The organism is Nocardioides luteus, from assembly GCF_000960475.2.
GTDB lineage: Bacteria > Actinomycetota > Actinomycetes > Propionibacteriales > Nocardioidaceae > Nocardioides > Nocardioides luteus_A.
This window is the reverse complement of the sequence record NZ_JZDQ02000004.1, coordinates 136,224-148,011: the sequence shown is the minus strand read 5'-3', so window position 1 is coordinate 148,011 and position 11,788 is coordinate 136,224. Positions and strand designations below refer to the sequence as shown.

Below are 11,788 nucleotides of genomic sequence, written 5' to 3'. Positions count from 1 at the left end.
CACCCGTGACTCAGGTCACACTGGGCTCATGACGGATTCCTACGCTGCCGGAGAGACCACCACCCCGCTGCTGGAGGAGACGATCGGGGTCAGCTTCGACCGCACCGTCGCCAGATTCGGAGACCGGGAGGCGCTGGTCGAGGTGGCGACCGGCAGACGCTGGACGTACGCCGAGATGAACCGCGACGTCGACGCGCTGGCCGTCGGTCTCCGCAAGGCCGGGATCGGGAAGGGCGACCGGGTCGGCATCTGGGCGCCCAACTGCGCGGAGTGGACGCTGACCCAGGTGGCGACCGCGAAGATCGGCGCGATCCTGGTCAACATCAACCCGGCCTACCGCACCCACGAGCTGGCGTACGCGCTGACCCAGTCCGGCATCAAGCTCCTGATCTCCGCGCAGGAGTTCAAGACCTCGGACTACCGGAGCATGGTGGCCGAGGTCAGCGGCGACTGCCCCGACCTCGAGCGGACCGTCTTCATCGGCGACCCGGAGTGGGCCGCGCTCCTCGAGGCCGGCGCCGGCGAGACGCTGAGCGAGCACGTCACCGACGAGCTGAGCCCGGACGACCCGATCAACATCCAGTACACCTCGGGCACCACGGGCTATCCCAAGGGCGCGACGCTGAGCCACCGCAACATCCTCAACAACGGCTACTTCACCACCGAGACGATCGGCTTCACCGAGCACGACCGGCTGGCGATCCCGGTGCCGTTCTACCACTGCTTCGGGATGGTGATGGGCAACCTGGGCTGCATCACCCACGGGGCCACGATGGTCATCCCGGGCCCGGCCTTCGACCCGGCGGCCACCCTGCAGGCGGTCCAGGACGAGCGCTGCACGGCCGTCTACGGCGTACCGACCATGTTCATCGCCATGCAGAACCACCCTGACTTCGCCACGTTCGACCTGAGCACGCTGCGCACCGGGATCATGGCCGGCAGCCCATGCCCGGTCGAGGTGATGAAGCGGTGCGTCAACGAGATGCACATGAGCGAGGTCTCGATCGCCTACGGCATGACCGAGACGTCACCGGTCTCGACCCAGACCAGGCGGGACGACGACCTCGAGCACCGCACCGCCACCGTCGGCCGGGTGCACCCGCACGTCGAGGTACGCGTCGTCGACCCCGCCTCGGGCGAGGTGCTTCCCCGCGGTGAGGCCGGCGAGTTCCAGACCCGCGGCTACTCGGTGATGCTCGGCTACTGGGCCGACGAGGAGAAGACGCGGGCGGCGATCGACGAGGAGGGCTGGATGCACACCGGCGACCTCGCCGTGATGAACCCCGACGGCTACTGCAACATCGTCGGCCGGATCAAGGACATGGTCATCCGCGGTGGCGAGAACATCTACCCCCGCGAGATCGAGGAGTTCCTCTACACCCACCCCGACATCGAGGACGTCCAGGTGATCGGCGTCCCCGACGAGAAGTACGGCGAGGAGCTCTGCGCTTGGGTCCGGCTGCGTCCCGGCGCCGAGCCGATGACGGCCGAGACCCTGAAGACGTACGCCACCGGCAAGCTCGCCCACTACAAGATCCCGCGCTACGTCCTGGTCGTCGAGGAGTTCCCGATGACCGTGACCGGCAAGGTCCGCAAGGTCGAGATGCGGGAGAAGACCGTCTCTGAGCTCGGGCTGTAGAGCCTCAGGTCAGCGACGCCGCCGCGACCGCGGTGTCCTCGCCGTCGAGGGTGATCTCGACCCGCTCGACGTCGGCGATCGGCACCGCGGAGGAGGCGTCGAGCCCGAGCGTCTCCCCGCCCGACCACGTCCACGAGCCGGCGACCGTGCGGGCGCCGTCGCGCCCGACCAGCACCAGGTCGTACGTCACCGGCTCACCTTGGAACTCCGACGACGCCGGCGGGCTCTGCCCCGGCTGGGGCGGGTAGTGACAGCTCCATTTCAGCTTGGTGCCCCAGGAGGTCGGGGTGACGACCAGCTGGGCCCACATGTCCACGCTGCCGACGGGTCGCAGGTCGACGGTGCGTACGTTCGTTCCTGTGGAGGCCGACGGCGTGGCGGAGCCGGGCGGGGTGGCGAGCGGCTCCCGGGCGCCGTCACGGTCGAGCAGCAGGCCGCCGATCGCCGTCCCGCCGGCGAGGAGGACGACGGCGGCCGCGGCCGCGAGCCCCCGGCGGCGCAGTCGCGCCCTGCGTACGGCCCCGGCCAGGTCCGCGAGCGGCGGTGCGGCGACCTGCGCGGCCGAGTCCTCGAGGAGCTCCTCGGCCTCCTCGCGCGAGAGCGCACCGAGCAGCCCCGGCATCCCGGCGAGCTCGGCGACGGCGTCGCGGCACAGGGCGCAGCCGGTCAGGTGTCGCTCGTAGGCCCGCCGGTCGCTCGGGCTCAGCGCCCCGAGTACGTAGGAGGCGTCCCACTCGGCGAACCTCTCGTGTGCGGAGCCATCCAGGTCGTTCATGAGGTGACCCCCTTCTCTTGCAGGGCGAGACGCAGGGCTCGCAGACCGTAGTGCAGCCGGGACTTGACCGTTCCGGGCGGGATGTCGAGCTCGCGGGCGAGCTCGGCGACCGACCGGCCGCCGTAGTAGGCCCCGACCACCACCGCCCGGTGGTCGGGGGAGAGGGCGAGCAGGGCGTCGGCCACCACCCACGAGTCGAGCACGGCCTGGGTCTCGTCGGCCCGGGTGCCCTCGGGCGGTGTCTCCGCGGCGTACTCCCGCCTCCGGCGCGCGCTGCGCAGGTCGTCGATGACGAGGTTGCGGGCGGTGGTGAACAGCCAGGCGCGTACGCCCTCGTCGGGCCGCTGCAGCACCTCCGGGTTGCGCCAGGCGCGCAGCAGCGTCTCCTGCACCACGTCGCGGGCCTCCTCGGCGTCGCCGGTGCGGCGTACGACGTAGCGGTAGAGCGCCTCGGAGTGGGCGTCGTGCACCGCTACGAGCAGCTCGTCCTCCGCGCCCATGTCACCTCCTCGCACACCCCTAGCGTCCCAGATCAGCCCTTGGCGAGCTCGAGCGAGAACTCGACGCTGCCGGTGTCCTCGACCTTCACGAAGCCGAGGTTCGGCGCCTCGACGCCGAAGTCGGCGAAGGTGATCGGCACGCTGCCGACGACCTGAAGAGCGTCGGCGTCGCCGCCGACCTCCGCTTCCACCGTCACCGACGTCGTCACGCCGTGCACGGTGAGGTCGCCGACCAGCTCGACCTCGGTCGCACCCGCCTCGAGAGCGGCGGGCTCGGTGAGCTCGAAGGTGGCGGTCGGGAACTTCTCGGCCTCGATCGCGTTGTCGCGGAAGTAGCCGTCCCGGTTGCCCGAGTCGGTGGCGATCGTGGCCACCTTGACCTCGATGCTCGCCTCGGTGACCTCGCTGTCGGAGATGGTGACCTGGCCGGTCACGTCCTCGGTGCGGCCGGTGACGGTGACGTCCTCGCCCTGCAGCACCTCGTCGAGGCGGTAGCCAGCGTAGGAGCCGTCGGAGACGGCCCAGGTCCCGGTGGTGTCGGTGCCGGCTGCGGGTGCTGCCGACGCGCTCAGGCTGGGCTCGTCGGCTGCGGCCTCCTCGGCGCGGTCCGCGTACCAACCCGGTCCGAAGATCGCCGCGGCGCCCCCGACCACGACCACTGCTGCACCGATCCCGACTGCTGCTTTCGTACGTGTCCGCACGCCGCTTCCTCTCGCCACGAGGCCGACCCGATGCCGGCCTTCACCCCTACTACGGAGCGCTGCGGCGAACGGTTCAAACGAGTCTCCGTGACGGGTGACACAATCGGTCGCGGCCCCCGATCGACCCCAAGGAGACTCCCCATGCCCCAGACCCCGCTCGAGCTCTTCGGCACCGAGGTCCTCATCGGCGATGAGGACCGCGCGATCCGAGACACGGTGAGATCCTTCGCGGAGAACGAGATCAAGCCGCACCTCGCCGACTGGTTCGAGGCGGGCTCGGTCCCGGTCAAGGAGCTGGCTCCCGAGCTCGGCAAGCTGGGCGTACTCGGCATGCATCTGGAGGGCTACGGCTGTGCGGGCACCAGCGCCACGGCGTACGGCCTGGCCTGCCTCGAACTCGAGGCCGCCGACTCCGGGATCCGCTCCCTGGTCTCGGTGCAGGGGTCGCTGGCGATGTTCGCGATCTGGAGGTGGGGGAGCGAGGAGCAGAAGCAGGAGTGGCTGCCGCGGATGGCGGCGGGGGAGGCGATCGGCTGTTTCGGGCTCACCGAGCCCGACTTCGGCTCCAACCCGGCCGGGATGCGTACGCGTGCCCGGAAGGACGGTGACGACTGGGTGCTCTCCGGAACGAAGATGTGGATCACCAACGCCCCCGTCGCCGACGTCGCGGTCGTCTGGGCCCAGACCGACGAGGGCGAGAACGGCAAGGGGATCCGCGGGTTCGTGGTCCCCACCGACACCCCGGGCTTCTCCGCCCCGGTGATCAAGCAGAAGCTCTCCCTGCGTGCCTCGGTCACCGGCGAGATCGTCCTGGACTCGGTCCGGCTGCCGGCGTCCGCCGCGTTCCCCGAGGTCAGGGGTCTGAAGGGGCCGCTGTCCTGCCTCAACGAGGCCCGCTTCGGGATCGTCTTCGGCGCCGTCGGCGCGGCCCGTGACTGCCTGGAGTCGGCCATCGCGTACGCCGCCTCCCGCGAGATCTACGACAAGCCGCTGGCCGGCTACCAGATCACCCAGACCAAGCTCGCCGACATGACCCTCGAGCTCGGCAAGGCGATGCTCCTGGCGCTGCACCTGGGACGGCTGAAGGACGAAGGCACCCTACGCTCGGAGCAGATCTCGCTCGGCAAGCTCAACAACGTCCGCGAGGCCATCGCCATCGCCCGCGAGTGCCGCACCATCCTGGCGGCCAACGGTGTCACGCTCGAATACCCGGTCCTGCGCCACGCCAACAACCTCGAGTCGGTCCTGACGTACGAGGGCACCAGTGAGGTCCACCAGCTCATCATCGGGCAGGCGCTCACGGGGGAGTCCGCCTTCCGCTGACGCGGCCTTGCACGAGCAGCGCCTCGCGGGGTGAACGAGTCTTCGTTCACCCCGCGAGGCATCTCGGCACGGACCGGGTCAGGCGGTCAACGCCTCCGAGGTCGGGACGGAAACACCCGAGTCCCTGCGGGTCTCCCGCAGGATCAGCAGGCCGCTGATCGCGATCACCAGCGCGGTGAAGCCGTGGATGCCGAGAGCGGCGGCGACGGTGCCGTGGTGGGTCAGCACGTTGATCATGTCGCCGAACGGGGCGACGGCCTCCATCAGCAGGACCAGGCCCAGGGCGCGGCGGTGGCCGGTCACCAGCAGGATCCCGGTCATCAGGCCCATCGAGAGCTCCCGGATGCCCTTCATGACGAGGAACCCGCCGCCGTCGCCCTCGGGCCAGGTGGGCAGACCGACGCCGGGGGCCGTCGTCTCGGGACTCAGGATGAAGGAGAACCCGAGGTAGAAGGCGAACAGGGTGACGGCGGTGGCGAGGATGGTGTTGGCGGTCTTCAGTGACATGGTGCTTCTCCTTGTGGGGTTCGGAAGGGGTGCTCAGCTCAGGGCGGTGACCAGGAGCGCGAAGGCGGCGACGATGACGGCGACGCGGAGGTAGTGCCAGCGTTCCCAGCGGTTCAGCTGCGTCCGCCAGTCCTCGGGCCGGTTCTCGGGGGTCCAGGCCTTGTTCCGGTTGTTGATCGGAACAAGCAGCAGGACCGACATGACGACGCTGAGGGCCAGGAGCGCGCCGGCGGTGACGACGAGGGCAGTGCCCTGGTGGTGCCACCCGGCGACCGCCCAGATGCCCACGAGCACGAGCGAGCCGATGTACCAGACCGGCATCACCGCGCCGAGCATCCGGCCGCCGTGAGCGTGGCCGAGCTGGCTGCTGTCCTCCGGGAGCGCGTTGAGGATCCGGCTCATGATGAAGGCGACGGAGAACTCGACGCCCACCATGACGCCGACGACCACGGTGGTGACGATCTCGAGTGTGCTGAACATGACGCTCCTTGGAAACTAGCATTGCTAGAACGAGGTTCAACGCTAGCAGTGCCGCCGCTCGGATGTCTAGCAGTGCTAGGATTCGAGTCATGTCGGTACAGGAGCGCAAGCAGCGCGAGCGGGCGGACCGTGAGCGACTCATCGTGGCCACGGCCCGTGAGCTCGCCGAGCAGCAGGGTTGGGACGCGGTGACCACGCGCCGGCTCGCCGAGCGGATCGAATACAGCCAGCCCGTGCTCTACAGCCACTTCCGTGGCAAGCGCGAGATCATCGGCGCCGTGGCGCTGGAGGGTGCCTCCGAGATGGCCGTGGCGATGCGCGCGGCCACCGCGGCCGCCGACACCCCACGCGAGCGCGTCGCCGCGCTGGCTCACGCCTACCTCGACTTCGCCGACCGCAACCCGGCGGTCTACGACGCCCTGTTCCAGCTCGACGGCGGCCTGGCGTACGCACAGGACGACACCCCGGAGCAGCTCAAGGACGCCTTCGCTGCACTGATGGAGACCCTGAGTGAGGTTGCCGGTGACGGCGTCGACCCGGGGGTGTTCACCGAGGTCTTCTGGGCCTCCCTGCACGGGATCGCGACCCTGAGCCGGTCGAGGCGACTGCTGCCCGAGGACGCGGAGAAGAGACTCGAGCTGCTGGTCGACCGCCTCGCCGTGCTCTGAGGACCCCCGTCAGTCGCGCGGGACCAGGAAGGAGGCCCGCCAGAGCTTGCGGTCCTTCTCCGAGACCATCCCGTGCTCGGTGAGGTAGGGCATCATCTTCTCGCCCATCCAGGCCAGCGTCGCGCGGTAGTGCTCGTTGCCGAGCGCCTCGCGCCGGGCCGCCATCGGGTCCAGCCCGACGGCCGAGTAGCAGTCCGGGTGGACCAGCGAGCGAGCCATCACATAGGCCGCACGGGCGGTGAGGTTCTGGTGCAGCCGGAGCTGCGTACGCCCGATCTTCTGCGACATCGCCGCGGCCAGCTCCTCGCGGGCGAAGGTGACGTGGCGGGCCTCCTCGGTGACGTGGATGCGGGAGGCCATCCGGGTCAGCGGCTGGCAGCGCTCGTCCTTCATCAGCTCGCGCTGCCACCGGTCGAGCGGTTCCTCGCCGACGAGGGTCGCGGAGAAGACGCTGGGCCCGTGCAGCAGGGGAGCGAGCTTCCCGATACGCAGGACGGCGGGCCGTGGGCCGTACGCCGGTGCGCCCATCGCCGCGATCGCCCGGCCGAACATGACCGAGTGACGGGTCTCGTCACCGATCTCGGTCAGCGCGTACTGCGTGCGCGCCGTGCGCGGGTCGGCGCCGTAGACCTCGCGGAGCAGCAGCTGCATCAGCAGCACCTCGAACCACAGCCCGACGCTCATGATGCTGGCCACCTCGTGCCGGGAGAGCTCGATCTGCTGCTCCTGGCTGAGCCGGTCCCACATCGGCGTGCCGTAGAGGGAGACGCGCTCGGGCTGCATCCACCACAGCCCGTCGACGGGCGCGGCGTCCCAGTCGAGATCGACCTCCGGGTCGTAGGACTGACGCGCGGTGGAGCGCAGAAGCCGGTCGGAGGTCGGGTCGGCGATGGTCATTCTTCTCCAGACTGAATTACGTGTTACCGAGAGTTACGGGTAGTTGCTAGAGTGCATGACATGACACGGAACGTCAAGGACGACGGCCGCTCCTCGCGCTGGGACTCCCACCGCGAGACCAGGCGGGCAGAGCTGGTCGCAGCAGCCGTACGTGCCGTCGACTCGGGCGGCACCGACGTCTCGATCGCCGACATCGCCGCGGAGGCCGGCGTCAGCAAGCCGGTGCTCTACCGCTACTTCGCCGACAAGGCCGAGCTGCACGGCGCGGTGGGGATGTGGGCCGCGCGGCAGATCCTCGACGCGGTCGTCGACGCCGTGCTCGCCCCCGCGCCGACCCGCGAGCGCGTCGAGGCCGGGGTCGCTGCGTACGTCGAGACCATCGCCGGCCACCCCAACGTCTACCTGCTCCTGGTGCGCCAGCACACCGGCGGGACGGATCCGCTCGCCGACGGCAAGCAGCTCATCGCGGCGACCTTCGCACGCCTGCTCGGCGACACCTTCGGCCGCCTCGGCGTCGACGCCGCCGGCGCCGAGCCCTGGGCCCACAGCCTGGTCGGGATCGGTGAGTCGGCGGGCCAGTGGTGGCTCGACCGGCGCACCATGTCGCGCGCCGCGTTCACGCGCTATCTCAGCGAGTTCGTCTGGCACGCGCTGGAGGGCACCACGGCCGAGTACGGCGTCGACCTGAGCGCCTTGGACCGCCCCGAGATCGTCACCCCGCTGCGAAAGAGCCCCCGATGAGCGAGCACGAACCCCAGCACCTCTACGACGGCCCCGCCCGCCTCGAGTCCGACCAGGACTCCTGGGAGGTCGAGGTCGCCCTGCGCGGCGCCTTCCAGCCGATCGACGGCCACTTCCACTGGTACGGCCGTGTCGCCACGGCCCTCGACGGTGTGCGCAACGGCCAGACCGTCACCGTCCGCACCGATCACGGCGCGGCCGAGGGCCGGCTCTCGGACCTCGACCCCTGGGGCCGGTTCCGCGTCTCCGGAACGGGCAGGCCGCCCTTCTGAGGCAGCCCTGACCTCAGCGCACGAGCATGAGCGCCGCCGCGCCGATCCCGACCACGACGATCAGCGAGCGCAGGACCGTGGCCGGCAGCCGCCGCCCGATGTGGGCCCCGACGTACCCGCCCACGACCGAGCCTCCCGCCAGCAGTCCCACGGCCAGCCAGTCGAGGTCGGCGATGGCCAGGAAGATCACGGTTGCGACCACGTTCGAGGCCATCACCGCGAACGTCTTGAGCGCGTTGACCGTCCGGAACTCCAGGTCCGTGCCGAGGCCGAGCACGGCCATCATCATCACGCCCGACCCCGCGCCGAAGTAGCCGCCATAGACCCCGGTCAGCGTCGCGAAGACCGTGGTGAGCCCCGAGATCCGCACCCGCGGCTCGTCATCGGCGGCATGCTGGCGCAGGAACCGGCTCAGCCGCGGCTGGACCCCCACCAGTACGCAGGTGCCCAGGATCAACCAGGGCACGACCGCCTCGAACACCGAGCCCGGCAGCCACAGCAGGAGCAGCGATCCGACGATGCCGCCGCCGGCCGCCGTCACGAGCACGGCCGCGGTCACGCCCGGATGCTCGGCCAGCTCGCGCCGGTAGCCGAAGGAACCGCTGAGCCCGGCCGGCGTCATCCCGACCGTGTTGGAGGTGTTGGCCACCACCGGCGGCAGCCCGACGGCGACCAGCACGGGGAAGCTGAGCAGCGAGGCGACACCCACCGTGGAGGTGAGGATGCCCGCGCCGAGGCCCGCGGCGAGCACCGCGAGCTGGTCGGCCCAGGTCATCAGTCGCGGAGCAGGGCGACGTCGCTGACGAGCATGACGTGCCCGTGCATCGCGGCCGCGGCGGCCTCGGCGTCGCCCGAGGCGATCGCGTCGGCGATCTTCTGGTGGCCGGCGAGCGAGGTCTTGGGCCGGTCCGGCTGGGAGAGCGACTCGATGCGCGTCTCCCGGATCAGCTCGCTGATCTCGGTCATCATCTGCTCGAGCAGAGGGGAGTGGGCGGCCTCGGTGACCGCCCGATGGAAGAGCTCGTCACCCTGGACGCCGCGGCCGCCGCCCTCGATGTCGGCCTCCATCGCCTTCAGTGCCGCGTCGATGTGCTCGAGGTCCTCCGGCGTACGCCGCTGCGCGGCCAGCGCGGCGATCTTGGTCTCCAGCGCATCCCGGGCCTCGATGACGTCGGGGATCCGCTCGGCGTGAGCCCGGATCGCATCGGTGATGCGCTCGACCCTGGGCTTGTCGGTCAGCACCGTGCCGTCGCCGTGGCGCACCGCGACGACGCCGATCACCTCGAGCGCGACGAGGGCCTGGCTGAGGGTCGCCCGGCTCACCCCGAGACTCGTGGCCAGCTGTCGCTCCGGCGGCAACCGGTCGCCGGCCTTCAGGCCCTTCTCCGAGATCCAGGCCGTGATCTGCTCCGCGACCTGCTCGTACAGGCGGGTTCGCTGCAGCGGACGCGGAAAGCGCGCGGACTCACTCATGACTACAGAGTATGGACGTCAGGGCGGATTGACCTATTGGCTAGGCCACCAATGTCTGTGGGACACGTCACAACGGGGACGTGGCCGCCCCTCGGGAGGGAGCGGCCACGTCGGTCGTCGTACGGTGTCAGGCTGGTCAGCCCACGTGCACGCCGCCTTCCGGCCCGTCCGTCGCCAGCTCGGTGTGCTTGACGTTGAGGAAGATCCAGATGACCGCGGAGGCCGCGAGCATCATCATGGAGCCGACCAGGAACGCCGCCTGGGCGCCGGAGGTGAACGTGCCCTGGAACAGCGCGCCCTGGAAGAAGGACAGGTCGCTGCCCGGGATCAGGGCGTTCGGGTCCATCCCGGCCTTGGTGATGCCGTCGCGCAGCGGAGCAGCGATGTCATGACCACGGTCGTTGCTGAACTGGAGCGCCACCGTGCTCAGGATCGCGAGGCCGAGCGCACCGCCGACCTGCTGCATCGTGTTGAGGACGCCGGAGCCGATGCCCGAGTCCTCGGTCCGCACGTTGTGCACCGCGGTCAGGGTGAGCGGCACGAACACCATGCCCATGCCGATCGCCATCAGGATGATGTACGGGAACAGGTTGGTCCAGTAGTTCACGTCGGCACCGACGGGGTTGCCCGCGCCGAGCGCCGAGAGGACGGCCGAGGGGCTGTCGTCGACGTCGATCCGGGAGAACATGAACAACGAGATCGCGGCGAGCAGGGTGCCCGTGCCGGCGAGGTAGCGCGGAGCGATCCGGGCCACCAGGTTGGACGACACGGCTGCACCGATCACGATGCCGAACGAGAACGGCAGGAACGAGAAGCCGGCCTCGAGCGGGCTGAACCCCTTGATCTGCTGCACGAACAGGCTCAGGTAGAAGAACATCGCGAACATCGCGGCCGGGGCGATCATCATGGCCACGAAGCTCGTGGCCCGTGTCCGGTTCGCGAAGATCCGCATCGGCAGCAGCGGGTGGTCGACCCGCGACTCGATGACGACGAACGCGATCAGCAGGGCGACGCCCGCGACGAGCGAGCTGATGGTCTGGACGTGGTCCCAGCCGTAGGCCTCCTCGCCGGCGCGGGAGAGACCGAACACGATGCCCAGCAGGCCGAGGGTGCCGGTGATGGCGCCCGGGATGTCCAGCCAGCCGGTGTGCTTCTCCGACTCCCGCAGGATGCGGGGAGCCGCGAAGGCGGCGCCCAGGCCGATCGGGACGTTGATCAGGAAGGTGAGCCGCCAGCCGTCGACGCCCAGGGGCTGGTCGAGGCCGGTGAGCCACCCGCCGAGGATCAGGCCGATCGCGGCGCCGATTCCCGACATGGTCGCGTACGCCGCCATCGCGCGGTTGCGCTGCGGACCGGCGGGGAACGTCGTGGTGATCAGCGCGAGCGCCGCCGGTGCGGCGAGCGCGGCACCGACACCCTGCAGGCCTCGCGAGCCCAGCAGCAGTGCCTCGTTCTGCGCGAGACCGCCGAGCAGCGAGCCGATCGCGAAGACGGTGAGGCCGCTCATGAACAGGCGGCGCCGTCCGTAGAGGTCGCCGAGGCGGCCGCCGAGGAGCAGCAGGCCACCGAACGCGAGCGCGTAGCCGGTGACGATCCAGGTCAGGTTGGCCTGCGAGATGTCGAGGTCCCTACCGATGTAGGGCAACGCGATGTTGGCGATGGTCGAGTCGAGCACCACCATCAGCTGAGCGGTGAGGATGAGGACGAGGGCGAGACCGGCGTGCGGGACCTTGGCCTTCTCCTGTTCCGGCGGCGCGGTCGGGGAGATCGTCCCTTCGGCGCCGAGGGATTCGGTGTTGGTCATCAGTTGGA

The 11,788-nt window shown here is 70.1% G+C and carries 14 protein-coding genes; 5 read left to right on the top strand and 9 right to left on the bottom strand.

The window, feature by feature from the left end:
* The first annotated feature begins 28 nt into the window (after window positions 1-28).
* A complete protein-coding gene (locus tag UG56_RS03990) occupies window positions 29-1,639 on the top strand; it encodes an AMP-binding protein (protein ID WP_045551809.1) in 1,611 nt (536 codons plus the stop codon).
* 4 nt (window positions 1,640-1,643) lie between these two features.
* Here UG56_RS03990 and UG56_RS03985 read toward each other — a convergent pair whose 3' ends face one another.
* The 3 genes from UG56_RS03985 to UG56_RS03975 are packed head-to-tail and all read right to left on the bottom strand — an operon-like array spanning window position 1,644 to window position 3,615.
* Window positions 1,644-2,414: a zf-HC2 domain-containing protein gene (locus UG56_RS03985; RefSeq protein WP_071326860.1), complete on the bottom strand. Its 771-nt coding sequence runs from the start codon at window positions 2,412-2,414 to the stop codon at window positions 1,644-1,646.
* Window positions 2,411-2,914 carry a sigma-70 family RNA polymerase sigma factor gene (locus UG56_RS03980; RefSeq protein ID WP_045550713.1) on the bottom strand — a complete coding sequence of 168 codons (504 nt, stop codon included), beginning with the start codon at window positions 2,912-2,914 and terminating at the stop codon, window positions 2,411-2,413. The genes UG56_RS03985 and UG56_RS03980 overlap by 4 nt, the downstream gene beginning before the upstream one ends.
* A 32-nt stretch (window positions 2,915-2,946) precedes the next feature.
* On the bottom strand, window positions 2,947-3,615 hold the full coding sequence (locus UG56_RS03975; RefSeq protein ID WP_045550712.1) for a YceI family protein: 669 nt from the start codon (window positions 3,613-3,615) through the stop codon (window positions 2,947-2,949).
* A 141-nt stretch (window positions 3,616-3,756) separates the two neighbouring features.
* Between UG56_RS03975 and UG56_RS03970 the strand changes: the two genes are divergently transcribed.
* Window positions 3,757-4,938, top strand: a complete 1,182-nt coding sequence (locus tag UG56_RS03970; protein ID WP_045550711.1) for an acyl-CoA dehydrogenase family protein — start codon at window positions 3,757-3,759, stop codon at window positions 4,936-4,938.
* 78 nt (window positions 4,939-5,016) lie between these two features.
* Here UG56_RS03970 and UG56_RS03965 read toward each other — a convergent pair whose 3' ends face one another.
* Window positions 5,017-5,445 carry a DUF4267 domain-containing protein gene (locus UG56_RS03965; protein ID WP_045550710.1) on the bottom strand — a complete coding sequence of 143 codons (429 nt, stop codon included), beginning with the start codon at window positions 5,443-5,445 and terminating at the stop codon, window positions 5,017-5,019.
* Between the two features lie 33 nt (window positions 5,446-5,478).
* Entirely contained in the window at window positions 5,479-5,925 is a 447-nt protein-coding gene (locus UG56_RS03960; protein ID WP_045550709.1) for a DUF1772 domain-containing protein, read from the bottom strand.
* A gap of 89 nt (window positions 5,926-6,014) precedes the next feature.
* Between UG56_RS03960 and UG56_RS03955 the strand changes: the two genes are divergently transcribed.
* Window positions 6,015-6,593, top strand: a complete 579-nt coding sequence (locus tag UG56_RS03955; RefSeq protein ID WP_045550708.1) for a TetR/AcrR family transcriptional regulator — start codon at window positions 6,015-6,017, stop codon at window positions 6,591-6,593.
* Between the two features lie 9 nt (window positions 6,594-6,602).
* Here UG56_RS03955 and UG56_RS03950 read toward each other — a convergent pair whose 3' ends face one another.
* On the bottom strand, window positions 6,603-7,490 hold the full coding sequence (locus tag UG56_RS03950) for an AurF N-oxygenase family protein (protein WP_045550707.1): 888 nt from the start codon (window positions 7,488-7,490) through the stop codon (window positions 6,603-6,605).
* A 60-nt stretch (window positions 7,491-7,550) separates the two neighbouring features.
* Between UG56_RS03950 and UG56_RS03945 the strand changes: the two genes are divergently transcribed.
* Window positions 7,551-8,231: a TetR/AcrR family transcriptional regulator gene (locus tag UG56_RS03945; protein ID WP_045550706.1), complete on the top strand. Its 681-nt coding sequence runs from the start codon at window positions 7,551-7,553 to the stop codon at window positions 8,229-8,231.
* The gene (locus UG56_RS03940; RefSeq protein ID WP_045550705.1) at window positions 8,228-8,503 is read left to right on the top strand and encodes a DUF4873 domain-containing protein; all 276 of its coding nucleotides are present in this window, start codon (window positions 8,228-8,230) and stop codon (window positions 8,501-8,503) included. The genes UG56_RS03945 and UG56_RS03940 overlap by 4 nt, the downstream gene beginning before the upstream one ends.
* Window positions 8,504-8,516: 13 nt before the next feature.
* On the opposite strand, the gene UG56_RS03935 is transcribed toward UG56_RS03940, so the two are convergent.
* From UG56_RS03935 to UG56_RS03925, 3 genes are all read right to left on the bottom strand, one after another.
* A complete protein-coding gene (locus UG56_RS03935) occupies window positions 8,517-9,278 on the bottom strand; it encodes a sulfite exporter TauE/SafE family protein (RefSeq protein ID WP_045550704.1) in 762 nt (253 codons plus the stop codon).
* Complete coding sequence (locus UG56_RS03930; protein WP_045550703.1) at window positions 9,278-9,976, bottom strand: FadR/GntR family transcriptional regulator; 699 nt, start codon at window positions 9,974-9,976, stop codon at window positions 9,278-9,280. Before UG56_RS03930 ends, UG56_RS03935 begins: the two co-directional genes overlap by 1 nt.
* Before the next feature lie 136 nt (window positions 9,977-10,112).
* Window positions 10,113-11,780, bottom strand: coding sequence for an MFS transporter (locus UG56_RS03925; protein WP_045550702.1), 1,668 nt, complete (start codon window positions 11,778-11,780; stop codon window positions 10,113-10,115).
* Between the last annotated feature and the right edge of the window lie 8 nt (window positions 11,781-11,788).

Excerpts from the sequence above, each read along its gene's own strand:
- UG56_RS03960 (WP_045550709.1), bottom strand. The coding sequence starts at position 5,925 with ATGTTCAGCACACTCGAGATCGTCACCACCGTGGTCGTCGGCGTCATG.
- UG56_RS03965 (WP_045550710.1), bottom strand. The coding sequence starts at position 5,445 with ATGTCACTGAAGACCGCCAACACCATCCTCGCCACCGCCGTCACCCTG.
- UG56_RS03955 (WP_045550708.1), top strand. The coding sequence starts at position 6,015 with ATGTCGGTACAGGAGCGCAAGCAGCGCGAGCGGGCGGACCGTGAGCGA.
- UG56_RS03990 (WP_045551809.1), top strand. The coding sequence starts at position 29 with ATGACGGATTCCTACGCTGCCGGAGAGACCACCACCCCGCTGCTGGAG.
- UG56_RS03970 (WP_045550711.1), top strand. The coding sequence starts at position 3,757 with ATGCCCCAGACCCCGCTCGAGCTCTTCGGCACCGAGGTCCTCATCGGC.
- UG56_RS03945 (WP_045550706.1), top strand. The coding sequence starts at position 7,551 with ATGACACGGAACGTCAAGGACGACGGCCGCTCCTCGCGCTGGGACTCC.
- UG56_RS03980 (WP_045550713.1), bottom strand. The coding sequence starts at position 2,914 with ATGGGCGCGGAGGACGAGCTGCTCGTAGCGGTGCACGACGCCCACTCC.
- UG56_RS03985 (WP_071326860.1), bottom strand. The coding sequence starts at position 2,414 with ATGAACGACCTGGATGGCTCCGCACACGAGAGGTTCGCCGAGTGGGAC.
- UG56_RS03950 (WP_045550707.1), bottom strand. The coding sequence starts at position 7,490 with ATGACCATCGCCGACCCGACCTCCGACCGGCTTCTGCGCTCCACCGCG.
- UG56_RS03930 (WP_045550703.1), bottom strand. The coding sequence starts at position 9,976 with ATGAGTGAGTCCGCGCGCTTTCCGCGTCCGCTGCAGCGAACCCGCCTG.
- UG56_RS03940 (WP_045550705.1), top strand. The coding sequence starts at position 8,228 with ATGAGCGAGCACGAACCCCAGCACCTCTACGACGGCCCCGCCCGCCTC.
- UG56_RS03935 (WP_045550704.1), bottom strand. The coding sequence starts at position 9,278 with ATGACCTGGGCCGACCAGCTCGCGGTGCTCGCCGCGGGCCTCGGCGCG.
- UG56_RS03925 (WP_045550702.1), bottom strand. The coding sequence starts at position 11,780 with ATGACCAACACCGAATCCCTCGGCGCCGAAGGGACGATCTCCCCGACC.